Here is a 19,245-nt window from a genome sequence, read left to right as displayed (position 1 = left end):
TTACTTGGGCCTGCCGACCTCGTAGGTGCCCTCGTCGTCCTGGAAGGTCACCGTCACCTGGCGCTTGGTGCCGTCGATGCTGACCTCACAGTTGAAGGTGCCGCCCTTCTCGACGGTCGGATCCTGGCCGTCGTTGCACTTGACGTCCTTGACGTTGGTGGCGCCGTATCCATTGGCCTCGTCGGTGAGGATCTGCTGCACCCCGGACTGCGCGGCGTCGATGTCGAGCTTCGTGGTGACGAAGAATCCCGGCTTCCAGAAGCCCAGCACCAGAACGACCGCGACGATGACCGCCGCCAGCAGGCCGATCACGCCGCCGATCACGGCCAGCGAGCGCTTCGAACCCTCCTCCGAACCCGGTTGGCCGTACTGCGGGTACTGGCCGAATTGACCGGGCTGCTGGCCGTACTGGCCGGGTTGCTGTCCATATTGGCCGGTCTGGTCACCGAACTGGCCGGGTTGCTGCTGGTAGCCCGGTTGACCTGGTTGCGCGTATGGCTGCCCGTAGTGTGGCTGGCCGTACTGCCCCGGCTGTTGGTACGCCTGCGGGGCGTACTCGCTGGGCTGCTGTCCGTACTGCTCGCCACCCGGGTACTGCTGCGGCGGCTGATACGCCGGCTGCTGGTACTGCGGGTACTGCTGCTGGGCCTGCGACGGGTCGTAGGCAGGCGGCTGCCAACTGGGCGCCGCCTGGGTCGCGTCGCCGCCCTGGGGCTGCCACGGCTGGTTGGCCGATGGATCGCTGGACGGCTGGTCCGAAGGCTGTTCCGGCTGCTGGCCTGGCCACGACTGCGTCGGATCAGATCCCTGCGGTCCGCTCATATCACTCCTTGTTCACCCGCGGCCGAGCCGCGAATACCTCGGCGTCTTGCCCCCGACACATTACCCCGCATCAACAGCGACGACGCCGCGTCGAACGTCGTTTATCGCGCGTTTCGCAGCGCTCCGCAACGCGGCGCTGGGTGCGGCGTTGCGCACCTGGTCGAGCAGGTCGAGGACCTGTCGGCACCAGCGGACGAAATCACCCGCCGACAGCGGTGATCCGCTGCCCGTGGCATCTGAGGCGGCCAGGGCGCTGGTCAAGTCGCCGGTGGTGGCCCACCGGAAAATTGCGGCGACGAACCCGTCGTCGGGTTCGCGGCTGCCGGTGATGCGGTGGCGCTGTTCGTCGGCGCGCAGCTCGGTCCACAGCCGCCGCGTCTGGTTGAGGGCGCGGCGCAGTCTGCCGGTCGGGATGTCGAAGCCCTCGCGAGCGCCCGGCGTGTCGCCGCGCGCTTCGTAGAGCACCGCGGACACCACGCCCGCCAGCTCGGCGGCGTCGAGACCCTCCCAGATGCCGGTGCGCAGCGCCTCGGCCACCAGCAGGTCACTTTCGCTGTAAATGCGGGCCAGCAGGCGGCCGTCGTCGGTCACCTTGGGATCGTCCGCGGCGCCCCTGATGAATCCGCGCTCGGTCAGCAGCACCACGATCCGGTCGAACGTGCGGGCCAGCGAGTTGGTCGCCGCGGCCACCTTCTGCCGGATCTGTTCGTTGTCGCGTTCGATGCGCAGGTACCGCTCGGCCAGCCGGGCCTTCTCCTCCCGGTCGGGACGGTGATGAACCGGGTGCGAGCGCAATTGCTCGCGCAGCGAAACCAATTCGGGGTCGATGTCGCGTTCGGCCCCGGCGCCCCCGCTGCGCTTGCCTTTTCTCGACGGCACGTCGAGGCCCTCGGCCGCCGAGTTGAGCGCCGAGGCGAGGTCGCGCCGGGCTCGCGGATTGCGGTGCTCGACGCGTTTGGGCAACGGCATGGTGCCCAGCGGAGCCGATGTTCCCGCGTAGTCGGCCGACGAGATCCGCCCGGCCCAGCGGTGTTCGGTCAACACCAGCGGGCGGGGATCCTCGTCGTCGCGGGCCGGTTCGAGCACGACGGCCAAGCCTCCGCGGCGACCGTGGGTGATCGTGATGATGTCGCCGCGGCGCAGTGAGGCCAGCGCCTCGTTGGCGGCCCTGCGGCGCTGCAGCCGCGAGGCCCGCGACTGGGCGCGTTCGCGTTCAGAGATCTGCATTCGCAGCCGGACGTAGTCGAGGATCGCGTCGTCGCCCAGTTCGGCGCTGATCTCGGTGAGCATCCGCTCGCCGCGCTCGATACCGCGGCGCAGCCCTACCACCGAGCGGTCGGCCTGGTACTGCGCGAACGAACTCTCCAGCAGTTTGTGCGCCTGCGCCGGGCCCATCTGCCGGACGAGGTTGATGGTCATGTTGTACGACGGCGCAAAGGAACTGCGCAGCGGGAATGTTCGGGTGGACGCCAATCCGGCAACCTCGGCCGGTTCGACATCCGGGGTCCACAGCACCACGGCGTGGCCCTCGACGTCGATGCCCCGGCGGCCCGCCCGCCCGGTCAGCTGCGTGTACTCGCCGGGGGTCAACGGAACGTGTTGTTCGCCATTGAACTTCACCAGCCGCTCCAGCACCACCGTGCGCGCGGGCATGTTGATTCCCAAAGCCAATGTCTCGGTGGCGAATACCGCCTTCACGAGCCCTGCGGAGAACAGCTCCTCCACGGTGTGGCGGAACACCGGCAACATGCCGGCGTGGTGGGCGGCCAGCCCGCGCAGCAGGCCTTCGCGCCACTCGTGGTAGTCGAGGACGATCAGGTCGGACTCGGGCAGATCTCCGCAGCGACGGTCGACGACCTCGGCGATGCGGGCGCGTTCCTCGTCGGTGGTCAGCCGCAGCGACGACCGCAGGCACTGCTTGACCGCGGCGTCGCATCCCGCGCGCGAGAAGATGAAGGTGATTGCGGGCAGCAACTCTTCGCGGTCCAGGGTGGCGATCACCTCGGGCCGCGACGGAGGCCGGTACATGCTCGGCCTGCCCCGGTTGCGGCCGCGACCGCGTGGCTGCCAGTCGGCCAGCCGATCCGCTTCGCGCCGATGTGCGATGTGCCGCAACAACTCTGGATCGACCAGCAGCTCCCGGTTCGGCTTCGTGGTGCCGTGGGCCGCCCGGGTGGCGCGGTAGTCGAACAGGTCGAACAACCGCTTGCCGACCAGGACGTGCTGCCACAGCGGAACCGGACGGTGCTCGTCGACGATGACCGCGGTGTCCCCGCGCACGGTCTGGATCCAGCCGCCGAACTCCTCGGCGTTACTGACCGTCGCCGACAGGCTCACCAGCCGCACCTCGTCGGGCAGGTGCAGGATGACCTCTTCCCACACCGCGCCGCGCATGCGATCCGCCAGGAAGTGCACCTCGTCCATCACGACATACGAAAGACCCTGCAGCGTCGAGGAATTCGCATAGAGCATGTTGCGAAGAACCTCGGTCGTCATGACCACCACGTCGGCGTCACCGTTGACCGACTGATCACCGGTGAGCAGTCCGATCTTCTCCGGCCCGTAACGCAGCACCAGGTCGTTGTGCTTCTGGTTGCTCAGTGCCTTGATCGGCGTCGTGTAGAAGCACTTACCGCCCGCAGCCAGCGCGAGGTGCACGGCGAACTCCCCCACCACCGTCTTGCCCGCGCCGGTGGGTGCGCACACCAGCACACCGTGTCCGTTCTCCAGTGCCTCGCAGGATCGGCGTTGAAAGTCGTCAAGCGCAAACGTCAACTGTTCGGCGAAACGGGCCAGCTCGCAGCCCAATTCACTAGGTGGCATCGTCATCGACCACATGCCGTGCGGATGTCGGCACGCTGCTGGATGCTTCGACGGGCTCGGCGGGGTCGATCGGCGCGGCCGCATCGTCGGAGATATCTTCGAGCGCGGCCCGCCGCGCCTTACGCCGGTCGTGCAGCCGCGCGATCTGAATCGCGAACTCGAGCAGCACGGTCAGGGCGAGCGCCAGTGCCAGCATCGAGAACGGATCCGATCCCGGGGTGAACAGCGCGGCGAACACGAACAGCGCGAAGATCAGGCCGCGGCGCCACGCTTTGAGCCGCTCATAGGTCAGCACTCCGACGGCGTTGAGCATCACGATCAGCAGCGGGAACTCGAAGCTGAAACCGAACACCAGCAGCAGGTTGATCAAGAAGCCGAAGTACTGATCGCCGGACAGCGCGGTGATCTGCACGTCGCTGCCGACGGTCAGCAGGAAGCCCAACGCGGTGGCCAACACCACATAGGCCAGCACCGCGCCCGCCACGAACAGCGTAGCGCCAACGGTGACGAACGCGACCGCGAACCGGCGCTCCTTCTTGTACAGCCCGGGCGTGATGAACGCCCACATCTGATACAGCCACACCGGGCAGGCCAGCACGATGCCCGCGGTCAGCGCGACCTTCAGGCGCAGCATGAACTGGTCGAAGGGTGCGGTGGCGAGCAGGCGGCATTCGTCGTCGGGCGCGATCGTCGCCCGCGACGAGGCGGGCAGATCGCAGTACGGGCCGCGCAGCCAGTCCCCGAGGCTGGGCAGCCCGAACACGCCGTTGCTGTACCAGAGAAAGCCCAGGATCGTGGTGAGGACGACGGCGGCCGCCGAGATCAGCAGCCGGGTGCGCAGCTCATGCAGGTGCTCGACCAGCGACATCGTGCCATCGGGGTTGACCCGCGAGCGTCGTCGGCGAGGATCGAGCTTCTTGAAGAGTCCTGGGGTCTGCACGGCATGCCTACTGACGCGGCAGCGTGGCCGCGGTCAATCGATTCTCGGCGTTCAGGCCGGCCGTTTGTCCGATGGCTGCTCGGGCGCCGGAGCCGCTCCGGCGGCGAAATCCGACTCCGGAGTCGTTCCGGTCTCCGGAGCCGCAGCGTTGTCAACGCGCTCGGAGGCGATCGGAGTGGCCGGCGGCGTGTCCGACTTGGAATCGGCCTGCATCTCCTTGATCTCCGATTTGAAGATCCGCATCGACTTGCCGAGCGAGCGTGCCGCGTCCGGGAGCTTCTTGGCACCGAAGAGCAGCACGAATACGGCGATAACGATCACCCAGTGCCAGGGTTGTAGACCGCCCATTTAGGTCACCTCCAGACGTCGCGGCCAGTCTACCGTCACTCGCCCTCCGCGCCGTAGGCGCGCAGCGCGGCTTGCGCTGATTCCCGCACCCTCTCGGCCAGATGGGCGGGTTCGAGCACCCGCACCGCCGACCCGAATCCGAGCACGAACCGGGCCATCCAGTCGTCGGAGGCGTAGGTCATCGCGGCCTCCCAACCGGCGCCGTCGGGCAGTTCCCGGCTGACCCGCAGCGGGTAGTAGTCGAACATCCACGCCGCCGACCGGTCGATCAGCAGCGTTGCCGACGGGAGCGAGGGGTCCGCGTCGAACAGCGAGGTGTCCGGTTCGGCCTGCACCGCCGGTGGTGGCGGTGACGAGGGCTCGCCCAGCACCTGCGCGTCGACGATGCGGTCGAAGCGGAACAGCCGCACCCCCTCGGCGGTGCGGCACCACGCCTCCAGGTAGCTGTGGTCGCCGACCAGCACCACACGGATCGGGTCGACGATGCGGCTGGTCAACACGTCGTGCGACGCCGAGTAGTACTCGATGGACAAGGCATGTCCGTCGCGCACCGCCTCCCGCACCGCCGCGGCCGCCTCGCTCTCGATCGGCGCCGGCTCCTCGACCGCCGCGCCGTCCTGGCCCACCGTGCCCGCGGCGGACTCGATCTTCGCGATCGCGCTGCGCGCCGCCTCGGGGTCCACCATGCCGGGCACTTCGGCCAGCGCGCGCAGGGCCACCAGTACGCCCGTCGCCTCCGGCGACGTCAGCCGCAGCGGGTGGTCGATACCCGCGGTGAACGTCACTTCGATTGTGTCACCGGAGAACTCGAAGTCGATCAGGTCGCCGGGTCCGTAACCCGGCAGCCCGCACATCCACAGTTGGTTCAGGTCTTCGCGCAACTGCTTGACGCTGACGCCGAGATCGGAGGCCGCCTCGGCGTAGGTGATCTTCGGGTTGGCCTGGAAGTACGGCACCATGTTGAGCAGCCGGACCAGGCGCGTCGATACGGCGGTCACTGTTGTCCCGCCTGCGCCGTCAACCGGGCCACCACGTCGTCGCGCAACGAGTCGGGCTCCAGCGCCACCGCGTCGGGACCGTAGCTGGCGACCTCGCGGGCCAGCCGGTCGAACATTCCGATGTCGATGGTGATGACCTGGCCTGGCCGGCCGTTGTGCGTTTGCGGAGTCGCCGAGGCGGCCCGCCGACGCAACGCGGTCCCTTTGCCGTCGGCAATCCACACCCGCGCCTGGCCACCGGAGGGCCACTCACCAACGGCGCGTTCGACGACTTCGCGTAGGTCGGCGTCCTGTGGTCGCTTGACCGCACCGGGCGGTCCGACCGTGGTCACCTCGGCGCCGATGCGGGAGAGCCGGAACGTGCGTGTGGCGTCGCGGTCGCGGTCGTGTCCCACCAGATACCAGCGGCCCCGGTGCGTGATGACGCCCCAGGGTTCCACCGTGCGGGTGGTGTAGGGGTCGCTGCGCGACGGTCGGTGCGGGAACTGCACGGCCTGTCCGGAGTCGATGGCGGACAACAGGATTCCCAGCACCTCCTCGGAGCCGCGCAACCCGGGCAGGGCCGCGGTCGACGTGATCGCCGGTGCGGCCTCCACGGCGTCGATGTCGATGCCCGCCGCGCGCAGCTTCAGCAACGCGCCCTGGGTGGCGGTGATGAGCTCCGGCGATTCCCACAACTGGGTGGCCACGGCGACGGCGGCCGCCTCGTCGGGGGTCAGTTCGACCGTGGGCAGCGCGTAGGCCTCGCGGTTGATCCGGTAGCCCTCGGTCGGGTCGAACTGCGAAACCCTTCCGGTCTCCAGCGGAATGCCCAAGTCGCGCAACTCGTTCTTGTCGCGCTCGAACATGCGGGAGAAGGCCTCATCGCTGGCGCTGTCGGCGTATCCCGAAACCGTCTGACGGATCCGCTCGGCGGTGATGAAGTTCCGCGTCGACAGCAGCGCGATCACGAGGTTCATCAGCCGCTCGACTTTGGAGATCGCCACTCGACCCAGCTTAGAGCTTGCCGCCCACCGGCCGAGCGCCTACATGGAGGCGATGAGTCGCTTCACGCGCTCGTCGACCGACCGGAACGGGTCCTTGCACAGGACGGTGCGCTGCGCCTGATCGTTGAGCTTGAGGTGCACCCAGTCGACGGTGAAGTCGCGGCCGGCTTCCTGCGCGGCGCTGATGAACTCCCCGCGCAGTTTGGCCCTGGTGGTCTGCGGCGGCGTGTTGACGGCGGCTTCGATGTCCTCGTCGGTGGTGATCCGCGTGGCCAGTCCCTTGCGCTGCAGCAGATCGAACACGCCGCGACCGCGTTTGATGTCGTGATAGGCGAGGTCGAGCTGGCTGATCTTCGGGTCGGACAGCTCCATGTTGTAGCGGTCCTGATAGCGCTGGAACAGCTTTCGTTTGATGACCCAGTCGATCTCGGTGTCGACCTTGGCGAAGTCCTGGCGCTCCACTGCGTCGAGCTGGCGTCCCCACAGGTCGACGACCTGCTGGATCTGTGTGTTGGGCTCTCGACTCTGCAGGTACTCGACGGCGCGGGCGTAGTACTCGCGCTGGATGTCCAGGGCGCTGGCCTGCCTGCCGCCGGCCAGCCGCACCGGGCGCCGGCCGGTCAGGTCGTGGCTGACCTCCCGGATCGCGCGGATCGGGTTGTCCAGCGAGAAGTCGCGGAACGCGATTCCGGCCTCGATCATCTCGAGCACCAGCGACGCCGTGCCCACCTTGAGCATCGTGGTGGCCTCGCACATGTTCGAGTCGCCGACGATGACGTGCAGCCTGCGGTACTTCTCGGCGTCGGCGTGCGGTTCGTCGCGGGTGTTGATGATCGGGCGCGACCGCGTGGTGGCCGAGGACACGCCCTCCCAGATGTGCTCGGCGCGCTGGCTCAGGCAGAACGTCGCCGCCTTGGGGGTCTGCAGCACCTTGCCCGCGCCACAGATCAGCTGGCGGGTGACCAGGAACGGCAGCAGGACGTCGGAGATGCGCGAGAACTCTCCGGCCCGCACGATCAGGTAGTTCTCGTGGCAGCCGTAGGAGTTGCCCGCCGAGTCGGTGTTGTTCTTGAACAGGTAGATGTCGCCGCCGATGCCCTCGTCGGCCAACCGCTGTTCGGCGTCGATAAGCAGATCCTCGAGCACCCGCTCACCCGCCCGGTCGTGGGTGACCAACTGCGTGAGGCTGTCGCACTCGGCGGTCGCGTACTCGGGGTGGCTGCCCACATCGAGGTAGAGCCGGGCGCCGTTCCGGAGGAAGACGTTCGAACTGCGGCCCCACGACACGACTCGCCTGAACAGGTAGCGCGCCACCTCGTCTGGACTGAGCCGGCGATGACCGTGGAACGTGCAGGTGACACCGAATTCGGTCTCGATGCCCATGATTCGTCGCTGCACCTCATCGAGACTACTGGTTGCTCGCCGCCCGCGATGGGCAAGGCGCGCGGAACGTTGCGGTTGACAGTGCCGTTGCCCTCCGTCAAGGTCACCGCATTACGGTCGCGGCCGAGCGCAGCGGGGCGAACGGGGACGCCTCGCCGTGGCGCTCGGTCGGCTCTTCCTCGGGTTGACGAGCTGCCTGGGCAACCCGTTCTGGGTGCTGATCGGCTAATCATTCCCGTCGCCTAAGCCCGGTGGCCTCGCTGGGCATCTGGCTGCTGGGTTTCGGCGGCTCCCCGAACACCGAGTTCGTGCAGCAGACGCCGAGCAATTCAGCTTGGGCGGCACGCCGGACTGGGCGGTGACCGCGATGTTCGTCGTACTGACGGGCACCACCGGCATGTTGACGGGCGTGGCGGCGGCCGCCGGCGAGGAAATCGGCTGGCGCGGCTTCCTGGTGCCGGAGTTGGCACGTGCGCTGCCGGTCACCCGGGTCGCGGTGGTGGTCGCGGCCGTGTTCTGGGTCAAGCGTGGGGCACTGTTGAATTCACTTGAGGCTCAACGAACCTGTCGGCGCACCCAGAATTCGCTCGAATGCCTGCAGGTATGCCGCCAACACCGCTTGGATTCGTGGACCGCCGAGGTCGGCACCTACACCGCCGTCAGCCTCGATCGCGTCGACGAATGCGTCGGCAAGATGTATCCCCATGCCGGTGATGATCACCGCCGCCTCGTGCGGGTAGTCGGTGTCGAAAACGCCCTCCCCGCAGCCTTGCCGGATGATCTGCTCCAGCATGGGCGTGGTGGTCCGCATCGCGTCCCGGGTCACCTTGTGCCGCAACAAGGCGTTGTTCTCGTCCCGTAGTAGCCGCATGAGGGTGGACACCACCGTGACGTTCTCGGCCTTCCAGGTCTCTTCGGCCTGGAAGTAGGCGTGCAGTTTGTCGAGCGCCCCGAGGTCGGCATCGTCGACGACTGCCTGCAACTGCCGCGCGCCGCCCTCTCCCATCTCTTCGACGATGCCCTCCAGCAACGCCTGCTTCGAGGAAAAATAATGGTACAGCGCGCCTTTCGACATCCGCGTCTTCTCGAGCACGTCGTCGATGGTCATCCGCTCGTAACCCTTGGCCTCCATGAGACCCAGAGTCGCGTCGAGGATCTCGCGCCGCTTCGCAGCCCGCTCGTCGGGGTTGACCTGTCGCGCCACTGCCGTCCACCTCCTGCCGTTGACGTCGATCGGCGTCACCGCCTATGCTAATAATAGACCGACAGTCGGTTTATTAATTAGGAGTGGTGGCATGATCCAGTCCCGTCTCGAGGCCAAGCAGCGCACCAGGTTCTTCTGCCGGGTGCTCGGCCCGTATGAAGCCATCGTCACGCTGATCATTGCAATCCGGTTACCGGTCCTTGACCACGTGGCAGGCGACCTGTTCGAGAACGCTGCGCTGCCGTGGATGCTCGGCGCCATGATGCTGGCCATGGGCCTCGTCGTGATCGCGTTCCACCAGTATTGGTACAGCGTCACCGCCGTTCTGGTTTCGCTGTTCGGCTGGTTCGTCGCGCTACGCGGGTTGGGGCTGATGGCCTTCCCGTCGGCGATCCAGGAGGGGGCCACCGACGCCACGTCGAGCCCCGGCCTCCTGTTGGCATTCCGCATCTTCTTCCTCCTGCTGACCGCGATGGGACTGTGGCTGACCTATGTCGGATGGGTCGCGGCGAAGCCTGTGGATAACTCGAGCGGGCCGCCGGCGAAATCTGCCAGCATGAGCCATGGGGGAAATCACTGAAATCGACCTGACGCAGCTGCGCGCGGTCGCCGACCGGGTCATGACCGCCGCCGACCGGATCGCCGAGATGCGTTGGCCCGAATTGAATCCGGGTGAGCTGCCCGGCGCGGCCGTCGCCGACGTCGCCACGTCAGCGCCCGTCGCACCCGGGCTCGCCGAGGTCGTCGCCAACATGCGCGGATGGGCGCTCGCGGCCCGAATCTCTGCGGACGCGTTCGAGCGCGCGGAGCAACGCACCGCCGACCGCGTAGGGCGGTGACGCGGCCGACCATCGGCCAGGCCGAAGCCTGGTCTCCAGGCGCGCTGGTCCGGCTGGCCGACGGGTGGGACCGCAACGCCCGGTCCGTGTGCGTGCACGCCGACTCCCTGGCCGCCGAATTCAGCTTCTGGACCGGTGCTGCCGCGGACACGGCCCGCCACCGCGCGAAAAACATTGTGGCGACGGCCGATACGCTCTCGCGCGCACTCGTGCTCGCCGCCGCGGCGGCCCGCGACGGCGCCGCTCAGATCAGCGCCGCCCGAGCCGACGTGATGGCCGTGGTCACCACCGCGCGCGCCGAAGGTTTTTCTGTCGACGACGCCGGGGCGGTCGCGAAGCACGACCCGCCGTCGCCGCTGCTGGTCGCGCTGTCCGGAGGTGCCCCGCCGGTCGCCATCGAGATGCTCACCGTGCGTGCGGCCGAGCTGACCGGCCAACTCGCCGAGGCGCTGAACCGCCTGGACGCCGCGGACGCCGACGCTGCGGACGACATCGTCGAGGCCTTCGCGTTGCCTGCCGCCGGTCGTCAGCCCGCCGATGCCGACGTCGTCGCCGCATGGCCGGTCACCGGCCAGGACGGGATCGCCGATCAGATCGCGGCCATGACGCCCGAGCAGCAGCAGCGGTTGATCGACGGATTCCCATCACAGGTGGGCAATACCGACGGCGTGCCGTGGGAGATGCGGGTCGAGGCCAACCGCACCAACGTGGCACAGGCCGTGCTGCGCGAGCCCGACCCGCAACGGCTCGCGGTGTATCGGGAGCTGCTCGGAGAGATCGACGACCCCGCAGGCGGACGCGCCCGCCTGGATCGCCAGGTGCTGGCGTTCGACCCCGGCCGTTCGTCGCTGGTGGAACTGCACGGCAACGTCGCGACGGCCTCCAGCGTCGCCGTGCTCGTACCGGGGCTGAATACGACGATCACCGGATCGGCGGCCAACGTCGGGACCGCGCGCCGGTTCGTCTCGGCGACCCGCGGCGACGTCGCCGCCATCACCTATCTCGGCGGGCCGTTTCCGCGCGGCGACAACGTCGTGAGCGGTCTGGCGGCGGCGGCCGACCCGCGTTACGCGCTGGCCATGGCGCCGCGGCTGGTCGCCTTCACCGAAGATGTCGACCGCACGGTGGACTCGACGGGCCGGCGCATCCCGGTCACCGTCGTCGGCCACTCCTACGGCGGGTCGATCGTGGGCACCGCGGAGGCGTTGGGCATGATCTCGGACCGCACGATGTACGTGGCTGCCGCGGGGGCGGGTGTCGGAGTGCACGAGCCCGGTGACTGGCACAACCGGAACCCGCATGTGCTGCGCTTCTCCATGACACCGCCCGGCGACTTCATCGCCGCCGTGCAGGGCATCCCGGGCGGCCCGCACGGCGCCGACCCCGACGAGATGACCGGTGTGATCACGTTGCCCGCCGGCCGGTACGACGACGGGCGGCCGATGGCCGGGCCCAGCGCCCACTCCGACGTGCTCAACGCGCCCTCGGACGCATGGCGCGCGATCCTGGGGGTCATCACCGGCGATATCGGCAGGGATCGCGCAACCTCACAACAACCGGGATGACATCTGGCCAAAATAAGCCGGTGTGGTCGCGCAGCTCGCCCGTCGACGGGTTCCGGCTCGCCTACGACCGGTTCGGCGCCAGGGGCGCGCCGCCGGTGGTTCTGCTGCACGGCTGGCCCGGTAACCGCCACGACTATCGCCGGGTGGTGCCGCTGCTCGGGGATGCCGCCGATGTCGTCGTGCCGGACCTGCGGGGGTTCGGCGGCTCGGACAAACACGCGGTCGCGATCCGGCACTTCTACAGCGCCACCGCGCAGGCGGGCAGCATCATCGGCCTGATCAAGGAGCTCGAGCTGTCCGAGGTGGTGCTCGCCGGCTACGACGTGGGCAGCCGCGTCGCGCAGAGCGTCGCTCGTATGCAGCCGGATCTGGTGCGCTCGCTGGTGCTGTCCCCGCCGCTGCCCGGTGCCGGTGACCGCGTCCTGACCGCGAAGGCGCAGAGCGAGTTCTGGTATCAGTCCTTCCACCAATTGCCGCTGGCGGGTCAGCTGCTCGACGGGAACCCCGATCTGGTTCGCGACTACCTACGGCACTTCTGGACGCATTGGTCCGGGCCGAATTTCACCGCGTCCGATGACGATCTGGAACGGCTGGTGGCCGATTACGGTCTGCCCGGCGCGTTCACCGCGTCGATCGCGTGGTACCGCGCGGGTGCCGGGATGATCGCCCAGTCGCTCACCGAACTGCCACCCGAGCGCGCCATCAAGATCCACGTACCCACCGATGTGGTGTGGCCGCACCATGATCCGCTGTTCCCGGCCGCGTGGTCGGACCGACTCGGGCATTACTTCAGCGACGTGCAGGTGCACTTCGCTTACGACGCGGGACATTTCACGCCGCTGGAATGCCCTGAGCAGTTCGCCGAACTCATCCTCATCCGGGCTCGGCCGACCCCGGCCGCCGGCTGACCTACTCCCCGGCGGGTTCGGAGTCCTGCGGAGTCTCCTCCACCGCCGGCAGCAGCAGCTCCAGGGCGGAGCCGGTGATCCGACGGAACGCGCGCCGAGGCCGATTGGCGTCCAGGATCGCCACTTCGAGGGTCGAGGGTCCCAGCACGCGCTGTTCGGTGCCGCCGTTACCCGCGGCGTGCAGCGCGTCGATCGCGATCTTCACCGCGTCTTCCAGGCTGGCGTTCTCGGTGTAGGAGTCGTTGAGGGCGGCGATGATCGGTTCCGTCGTTCCGCCCATGACCACGAAGTGGGGCTCGTCGGCGATCGACCCGTCATAGGTGATGCGGTACATCTCCGGAGGTTTGGACTCGCCGTAGTGGGCGACCTCTGCGACACACAACTCGACCTCGTAGGGCTTGGCCTGTTCGGTGAAGATGGTGCCCAGCGTCTGGGCGTAGATGTTGGCCAGCTGACGTCCGGTGACGTCGCGGCGCGCGTAGGCATAACCCCTGGTGTCGGCGTACTGAATGCCGCCGCGGCGCAGGTTGTCGAACTCGTTGAACCGCCCGACGGCGGCGAACCCCACCCGGTCGTAGAGCTCGCTCACCTTCTGCAGCGAGCGGGACGGGTTCTCGGCGACGAACAGCACGCCGTCGGCATAGGCCAGCGCCACGACGCTGCGCCCCCTGGCGATACCCTTGCGCGCGAGCTCGGACCGCTCACGCATCGCCTGTTCGGGCGAGATGAAATAGGGAAAGCTCACGAATCTCCCCGCGCATCGGTCGAACGGTGGACAGCGTCCGGGCCGAATGTGTCAGCGCGCGAACGGTTTTCGATCACCAGACGGGCGAACTCGGCGATGCGCTCCTCGGTCACCTCTTCGGCGCCGTCGGCGTCGATGATCACCGCGGTCGGGTAGATACCGCGCACGAGGTCGGGCCCACCGGTCGCCGAATCGTCGTCGGCGGCGTCGTAGAGCGCCTCGATGGCCACCCGCAGCGCCGAATCGCCATCCGTCACTTGTGAATACAGTTTCTTCATCGACGACTTGGCGAAGATGGAGCCCGAGCCCACCGACTGGTAGCCCTCTTCTTCGAAGTTCCAGCCGCCCGCCGCGTCGAAGGACACGATGCGCCCTGCCGCTTGCGGGTTGGGGTCGTCGAGGTCGTAGCCGGCGAGCAGCGGCAACGCGACGAAACCCTGCAGGGCCGCACCGAGGTTGCCGCGCACCATGGTCGCGAGCCGGTTCACCTTGCCGGGGAAGGTCAGTGCGACGCCTTCCAACTTCTCGTAGTGCTCGAGTTCGACGGCGTAGAGGCGGGCGAACTCGACCGCGATGGCCGCGGTCCCGGCGATGCCCGTGGCCGTGTAATCGTCGGTGATGTACACCTTCTGCACGTCGCGGCTGGCGATCATGTGACCCTGGGTGGCGCGGCGGTCACCGGCCATGACCACACCGCCGGGGAACTTCAGCGCGACGATCGTGGTGCCGTGGGGCAGGAAGTCCGAATGGGCGTCGCCTGCGTGGGCGGGTAGAAGTTCGGGCGCCTGGCGGCGCAGGAGTTCAGAGAAGGACGACAGGTCCACGGGAACGGATGGGGCTCCAGGTAGGGGCGAGGGAAAGGCCAGCTTGTCGCGGTGCGGCCAGGTCACTGTCCACCTTTCTGGACGTATGCGCGCACGAAGTCCTCGGCGTTCTCCTCGAGGACGTCGTCGATCTCGTCGAGCAGGTCGTCGGTGTCCTCGGCCAGCTTCTCGCGACGCTCCTGCCCGGCGGCCGTGCTGCCGGTGAGGTCGTCGTCCTCGCCGCCACCACCGCCACGCTTGGTCTGCTCCTGAGCCATCGCTGCCTCCTGCGTAAGTTGTCGGCGGGCTCACTGCTGCCCGCCGTGACTCCACATTACCGGTCGCCGCGCTGATTGCCTGCGATAGCGCGCCTAGTTGGTGAGCTGTTCTACCAGTTCCACGGCGCTGTCCACGGAGTCCAGAAGGGCTCCGACGTGCGCCTTACTGCCCCGCAGCGGCTCCAGGGTGGGAATCCGGACCAGCGAATCACCGCCCAGATCGAATATCACCGAGTCCCAGCTCGCCGCGGCGATGTCGGCCCCGAAGCGGCGCAGGCACTCACCGCGGAAGTACGCGCGCGTGTCGGTCGGCGGGTTGTCGACCGCGTCCAGCACCTGCTGCTCGGTCACCAGCCGCTTCATCGACCCGCGGGCCACCAGCCGGTTGTAGAGGCCCTTGTCCAGCCGCACATCGGAGTACTGCAGGTCGACCAGATGCAGCCGCGGCGCCGACCAGCCCAGGTTCTCGCGATGACGGAAACCCTCGAGCAGGCGCAGCTTGGCCGGCCAGTCCAGGATCTCCGCGCACTCCATCGGATCGCGCTCCAACAGGTCGAGGACTTCGGCCCACATCTTGACGATGTCGGCGGCACGCGGGTCCGGATCGCGGCTGTCCACGAGCTTGGCCACCCGGTCGAGGTACATCCGTTGCAGCGCAAGGCCGGTCACCTCGCGACCGTCGGCCAGCGCGACGGTGGCGCGCAGCGACGGGTCGCGGCTGATCACATGCACCGCGTGCACGGGACGGGCCAGTGCCAGATCGCTGAGATCCATCCCCTCTTCGATCAGGTCCAGCACGAGCGCGGTGGTGCCGAGCTTGAGATACGTCGAGGTCTCCGACAGGTTCGCATCGCCGATGATCACGTGCAGCCTGCGGTACTTGTCGGCGTCGGCGTGCGGCTCGTCGCGGGTGTTGATGATGCCGCGCTTGAGTGTCGTCTCGAGGCCGACCTCCACCTCGATGTAGTCGGAGCGCTGCGACAGCTGGAAGCCCGGCTCGTCGCCGGAGGGACCGATGCCCACGCGCCCCGAACCGGTCACGACCTGGCGCGACACCAGAAACGGCGTCAGTCCGGCGATCACCGCGGAGAACGGGGTCTGCCGGCTCATCAGGTAGTTCTCGTGCGACCCGTAGGAGGCGCCCTTACCGTCGACGTTGTTCTTGTAGAGCTGCAGTTTCACGGCGCCGGGCACGCTGGCGACGTGCCGCGCGGCGGCCTCCATTACGCGCTCGCCCGCCTTGTCCCAGATCACGGCGTCCAGCGGGTCGGTGCACTCGGGTGCGGAGTACTCCGGATGGGCGTGGTCGACGTACAGGCGGGCACCGTTGGTCAGGATCATGTTCGCCGCGCCGACCTCGTCCGCGTCGACGACCGGCGGCGGCCCCGCCGACCGGCTGAGGTCGAAGCCACGGGCGTCGCGCAGCGGCGATTCCACCTCGTAGTCCCAGCGCGTGCGCTTGGCGCGCTGGATCCCGGCCGCCGCGGCGTACGCGAGCACAGCCTGGGTGGAGGTCAGAATCGGATTCGCGGTCGGGTCGGACGGCGACGAGATGCCGTACTCGACCTCGGTCCCGATAATCCGTTGCATGTCGTCAAGCCTAGGTGACGGCGGAAAGTAGCCTGCGACCGTGCCATCCGATCCGGTCGATCCCGCCCCCATCGATGCGGCGCGCCGTCAGGCGGCCGAACGGTGGTTCCTCGTGCACGGCCTGCCTGCGGTGCTGCGGCCCAGCCGTTCGGTGCGCCAGCTGTGGTCGCGGTCGGCCCCCGCCCTCGCCGCATTCGCGGTGCTGATGGCCAACACCATCGCCGTGGTGTCGTTGACGGGTAAGCACGCAATCGACATCGACGGACGGCCGACGCGGGGCGAGTGGTTCGTGCTGGTGCTGCTGATTCTGGTGCTGCCGGTGGCGGCGGCGCTGGGTTGGTGGGTGTCGCGCATCCCACTTCAGCGGGGTCGCCTCGCAGCCGCAGCGGTCGCTGTCGCAGTCGCGGTGCTGGGCGGTGTGTTCGGCGGCCCGAGCCCGTACCTGCCGAGGAACCTGGTGTGGGTGACAGTGGCCATCGCGGCAATCCTGGCGCTCACCGCGTTGGGCGTCGGCTCGATACTGGGCTGGGCCGCCCGCGTGACCCTCGCGCATCTGAGCGCGGCCGGCTCACTACTGTTGCGCGCTCTGCCCGTGCTGCTGTTGACGTTCCTGGTGTTCTTCAACTCGCCGGTGTGGCTGATGGCGGCGACGATCTCACGCACCCGACTCTGGCTGGCGCTGTCGTTCCTCACCGCGATCGCGGCGGCATTCGTCGCGTCGGTGATCGTGGACCGGTTGCGCCCCATGGTCAACGACACCGATCCGGACCCGGGTCACTCCGCAAAGCTGGACGGCACTCCGTTCGCCGACATGCCCGATCCTGCGCAGGTGAAGCCGCTGAGCCGGCCCGAGCGGTGGAACGTGTACTTCGTACTCGCGGTGTCGCAGCTGGCCCACATCTTGGTCGTGGCCACGGTTACGGCGCTGTTGTTCCTGGTGCTGGGCCTCATCCTGCTCTCCCCCGAGCTGCTCGCGGCATGGACCCGCAACGGATCCAGCGACGGGCAATTCCTCGGCATGACGATCCCGGTTCCGGATGCGCTGATCCAAGTGACCCTGTTTCTCGGAGCGTTGACGTTCATGTACGTCAGCGCCCGCGCGGTGGGCGACGACGCCTATCACGACCGGTTCATCGCCCCTCTGCTCGACGATCTGTGGCTCACGCTGGCCGCCCGCAACCGCTACCGGACCGCCGTTCCGGCGCGGTGAGCGCCTGCCGGAGTGAATCTCGCGCACAATATGCCCGTGTCGGACATGCGTCGGGTGCACAACTGGTTCCTGCATCGCGGGCTGCCGCTGGTTCTCACGCGACGGGTTCGCTCCGGGGCGCTGATCGAACGCTCCGCCCCGACGGTCAGCGGTGTCGGAGCGGTGATTTCGCTGACGATGTTGCTGGCCGATCTCACCGGCGATGATCCCGACATCGGCTATGCGATCCGGTTGGGAGTGCTGACCGCGCTGTTGGTGGCGGCTCCGTTCGGGTTACATCTCCTGCACCGCATCGGCACCGCGCACAGCGAGGCCGGACGACGCTCAGCGGCATTGGTGGTGATGGCGGTGTTCGTGCTGGGACTTCCTTTCGCCGACAGCGGTTTTTCGGGTATCGCGGCTTTCGAGGCCGTGGGGTTCGGGGTCGTCGCCGTGGTCGCGATCTGGCTCACCTATCTCGGTATCGGCGCGATAGCGTTGTGGGCGCTGCGATTTGCCTGGGTGCAACTCGGTGCGCTCGGAACACTGATGAGTCGGGCGCTGCCGCTCCTGATGCTCACCGTTGTGGTGTACTTCACCGGTGAGTTGTGGCAGCTGGCCGCTCGGATGCCACGCCAACGGCTCTGGCAGACAATCGGCTTCCTGGCCCTGGTCGCACTGATCTTCGTGGTCACCACGATTCGCGACGAGGTTCGGACGCTGCGTGAAGATCGCGCCGAACAAAACGATCCGGCCAAGCTGCTCGAGGGCACACCGCTGGCCGTCGCGCCCGGCACGCGCCCGGAACGCACGCCGCTGTCGCTGGCCGAACAGGTCAATGTCGTTGCGGTGATGGTGTTTTCCCAGACGATACAGGTGGTGTTCTTCACGACCGGACTGTTCATATTCTTTCTTGCGTTGGGCATCGTCGCCGTCCCTGACGACGTCGCGGTGCTGTGGGCGTCGGAGCAGTCCTGTCCGGTCGGCGAACCACCCTGTCCGGGAACGTGGTTCGGCGTCAACGTGCCGGTGCCGCAGACCATCGTGCACGTATCGCTTTTCGTCGCCGTGCTGTCCGGTCTGTACTTCACCGTCAGCACCAGCGTGGATCCGTTGTATCGCGAGCGCTTCTTCGACCCGCTGATCGCCGACGTCGCGGTCAGCCTGGCCGGCCGCGACGCCTACCGCGCGATGGAGGCCACCAGCGAGTAACTGTTGGCGAGATCGTCCTGCGTCACGCAGGCGTCCTCGGTGGCGGTGTCGACGACGAGCGGCGACGACGGGGTGCGCGCCCGATAGGACCAGCCCCCGGGCAGCGACAGCCTGGCGGCGAGGCCGGGGAGGTCACTCAGCGTGAGCGACGGGTCGACCGTCTGGCTGAACGTCTGCATGACCCAGTGCCTGCCGTCCGGATCGATCAGTTCGTAGATCTCGCGGCCCGCATCGAACGTGAAGACCGCCTTCCGGTCCACCCGGTTCAGCTGATACGGGGCCGGGTTCATCGACGCGAGCTTCACGGTGGCCTGCCGCAGCATCTCGATTCCACCGAAACTTTTGCGCTCCAACGTCTCCCGGTCCTTCTTGCCGATGCTGCTCATCAGCCAGTACCGCGGCCCGTTGAGCAGCGTGGCTACAGCGCCGTTCTCCTGGGCGATCGCCTGCGCGTCGAGCGCGTTCCACAAGTCGGCCGGGCAGTCATTGAGCGGAAACGTGTTGTACACCGTGGCTTCGGCGCCGGACGGCGTGGACTTGACGAGCAGCACTTCGCCGTACCGCTTGCCGAAAACACCATCCGTGACCGACAGCTCGTCCGCTGACATGACG

General features: G+C 67.9%; 19 protein-coding genes and 1 pseudogene. 7 read left to right on the top strand and 13 right to left on the bottom strand.

The window, feature by feature from the left end; all coding sequences use genetic code 11:
* Genes AAHH99_RS23500 through pafA form a run of 7 tightly spaced genes read right to left on the bottom strand, consistent with a single transcriptional unit; the run spans position 1 to position 8,315 of the window.
* A complete protein-coding gene (locus AAHH99_RS23500; RefSeq protein WP_418770868.1) occupies positions 1-822 on the bottom strand; it encodes a DUF4333 domain-containing protein in 822 nt (273 codons plus the stop codon).
* Positions 823-882: 60 nt separating this feature from the next.
* The gene (locus AAHH99_RS23495) at positions 883-3,645 is read right to left on the bottom strand and encodes a DEAD/DEAH box helicase (RefSeq protein WP_418771112.1); all 2,763 of its coding nucleotides are present in this window, start codon (positions 3,643-3,645) and stop codon (positions 883-885) included.
* Entirely contained in the window at positions 3,635-4,585 is a 951-nt protein-coding gene (gene tatC / locus AAHH99_RS23490) for a twin-arginine translocase subunit TatC (RefSeq protein WP_418770867.1), read from the bottom strand. The genes AAHH99_RS23495 and tatC overlap by 11 nt, the downstream gene beginning before the upstream one ends.
* A gap of 51 nt (positions 4,586-4,636) precedes the next feature.
* Entirely contained in the window at positions 4,637-4,933 is a 297-nt protein-coding gene (tatA, locus tag AAHH99_RS23485) for a Sec-independent protein translocase subunit TatA (RefSeq protein WP_418770866.1), read from the bottom strand.
* Positions 4,934-4,968: 35 nt separating this feature from the next.
* Positions 4,969-5,931 carry a helix-turn-helix transcriptional regulator gene (locus tag AAHH99_RS23480; RefSeq protein WP_418770865.1) on the bottom strand — a complete coding sequence of 321 codons (963 nt, stop codon included), beginning with the start codon at positions 5,929-5,931 and terminating at the stop codon, positions 4,969-4,971.
* Entirely contained in the window at positions 5,928-6,917 is a 990-nt protein-coding gene (locus tag AAHH99_RS23475; RefSeq protein ID WP_418770864.1) for a helix-turn-helix transcriptional regulator, read from the bottom strand. The genes AAHH99_RS23480 and AAHH99_RS23475 overlap by 4 nt, the downstream gene beginning before the upstream one ends.
* Positions 6,918-6,956: 39 nt before the next feature.
* Positions 6,957-8,315, bottom strand: coding sequence for a Pup--protein ligase (gene pafA, locus AAHH99_RS23470; protein WP_418770863.1), 1,359 nt, complete (start codon positions 8,313-8,315; stop codon positions 6,957-6,959).
* A 352-nt stretch (positions 8,316-8,667) separates the two neighbouring features.
* Between pafA and AAHH99_RS23465 the strand changes: the two are divergent.
* Positions 8,668-8,808 (top strand): annotated as a pseudogene (locus AAHH99_RS23465) (type II CAAX prenyl endopeptidase Rce1 family protein); the annotation flags it as partial.
* A 36-nt stretch (positions 8,809-8,844) separates the two neighbouring features.
* On the opposite strand, the gene AAHH99_RS23460 reads toward AAHH99_RS23465, so the two are convergent.
* Positions 8,845-9,543 carry a TetR/AcrR family transcriptional regulator gene (locus AAHH99_RS23460; protein WP_418770862.1) on the bottom strand — a complete coding sequence of 233 codons (699 nt, stop codon included), beginning with the start codon at positions 9,541-9,543 and terminating at the stop codon, positions 8,845-8,847.
* 52 nt (positions 9,544-9,595) lie between these two features.
* Between AAHH99_RS23460 and AAHH99_RS23455 the strand changes: the two genes are divergently transcribed.
* Genes AAHH99_RS23455 through AAHH99_RS23440 form a run of 4 tightly spaced genes read left to right on the top strand, consistent with a single transcriptional unit; the run spans position 9,596 to position 12,816 of the window.
* Positions 9,596-10,084, top strand: a complete 489-nt coding sequence (locus AAHH99_RS23455) for a hypothetical protein (protein ID WP_418770861.1) — start codon at positions 9,596-9,598, stop codon at positions 10,082-10,084.
* Positions 10,068-10,343, top strand: a complete 276-nt coding sequence (locus tag AAHH99_RS23450) for a DUF7162 family protein (RefSeq protein WP_418770860.1) — start codon at positions 10,068-10,070, stop codon at positions 10,341-10,343. Before AAHH99_RS23455 ends, AAHH99_RS23450 begins: the two co-directional genes overlap by 17 nt.
* A complete protein-coding gene (locus AAHH99_RS23445; protein ID WP_418770859.1) occupies positions 10,340-11,908 on the top strand; it encodes an alpha/beta hydrolase in 1,569 nt (522 codons plus the stop codon). The genes AAHH99_RS23450 and AAHH99_RS23445 overlap by 4 nt, the downstream gene beginning before the upstream one ends.
* A complete protein-coding gene (locus tag AAHH99_RS23440; RefSeq protein ID WP_418770858.1) occupies positions 11,905-12,816 on the top strand; it encodes an alpha/beta fold hydrolase in 912 nt (303 codons plus the stop codon). Before AAHH99_RS23445 ends, AAHH99_RS23440 begins: the two co-directional genes overlap by 4 nt.
* Position 12,817: 1 nt before the next feature.
* Here AAHH99_RS23440 and prcA read toward each other — a convergent pair whose 3' ends face one another.
* From prcA to dop, 4 genes are all read right to left on the bottom strand, one after another.
* Complete coding sequence (gene prcA / locus AAHH99_RS23435) at positions 12,818-13,561, bottom strand: proteasome subunit alpha (RefSeq protein ID WP_418770857.1); 744 nt, start codon at positions 13,559-13,561, stop codon at positions 12,818-12,820.
* On the bottom strand, positions 13,558-14,451 hold the full coding sequence (gene prcB / locus AAHH99_RS23430) for a proteasome subunit beta (protein ID WP_418770856.1): 894 nt from the start codon (positions 14,449-14,451) through the stop codon (positions 13,558-13,560). Before prcB ends, prcA begins: the two co-directional genes overlap by 4 nt.
* Entirely contained in the window at positions 14,448-14,642 is a 195-nt protein-coding gene (locus AAHH99_RS23425) for a ubiquitin-like protein Pup (RefSeq protein WP_064393943.1), read from the bottom strand. Before AAHH99_RS23425 ends, prcB begins: the two co-directional genes overlap by 4 nt.
* Before the next feature lie 93 nt (positions 14,643-14,735).
* Complete coding sequence (gene dop, locus AAHH99_RS23420; protein WP_064350045.1) at positions 14,736-16,232, bottom strand: pup deamidase/depupylase; 1,497 nt, start codon at positions 16,230-16,232, stop codon at positions 14,736-14,738.
* A gap of 40 nt (positions 16,233-16,272) precedes the next feature.
* On the opposite strand from dop, the gene AAHH99_RS23415 reads away from it, so the two are divergent.
* Both AAHH99_RS23415 and AAHH99_RS23410 read left to right on the top strand, forming a co-directional pair.
* Positions 16,273-17,442, top strand: a complete 1,170-nt coding sequence (locus AAHH99_RS23415; RefSeq protein WP_418770855.1) for a hypothetical protein — start codon at positions 16,273-16,275, stop codon at positions 17,440-17,442.
* Between the two features lie 30 nt (positions 17,443-17,472).
* Positions 17,473-18,633 carry a hypothetical protein gene (locus AAHH99_RS23410; protein ID WP_418770854.1) on the top strand — a complete coding sequence of 387 codons (1,161 nt, stop codon included), beginning with the start codon at positions 17,473-17,475 and terminating at the stop codon, positions 18,631-18,633.
* Here AAHH99_RS23410 and AAHH99_RS23405 read toward each other — a convergent pair.
* A complete protein-coding gene (locus tag AAHH99_RS23405; RefSeq protein WP_418770853.1) occupies positions 18,603-19,241 on the bottom strand; it encodes a hypothetical protein in 639 nt (212 codons plus the stop codon). The two genes, AAHH99_RS23410 and AAHH99_RS23405, sit on opposite strands and share 31 nt — an antisense overlap.
* Positions 19,242-19,245: the final 4 nt, after the last annotated feature.

It is taken from the genome of Mycobacterium neumannii, assembly GCF_048452905.1.
In the GTDB taxonomy this organism is placed as follows: Bacteria; Actinomycetota; Actinomycetes; order Mycobacteriales; family Mycobacteriaceae; genus Mycobacterium; species Mycobacterium neumannii_B.
This window is presented reverse-complemented; position numbering and strand designations above follow the sequence as displayed.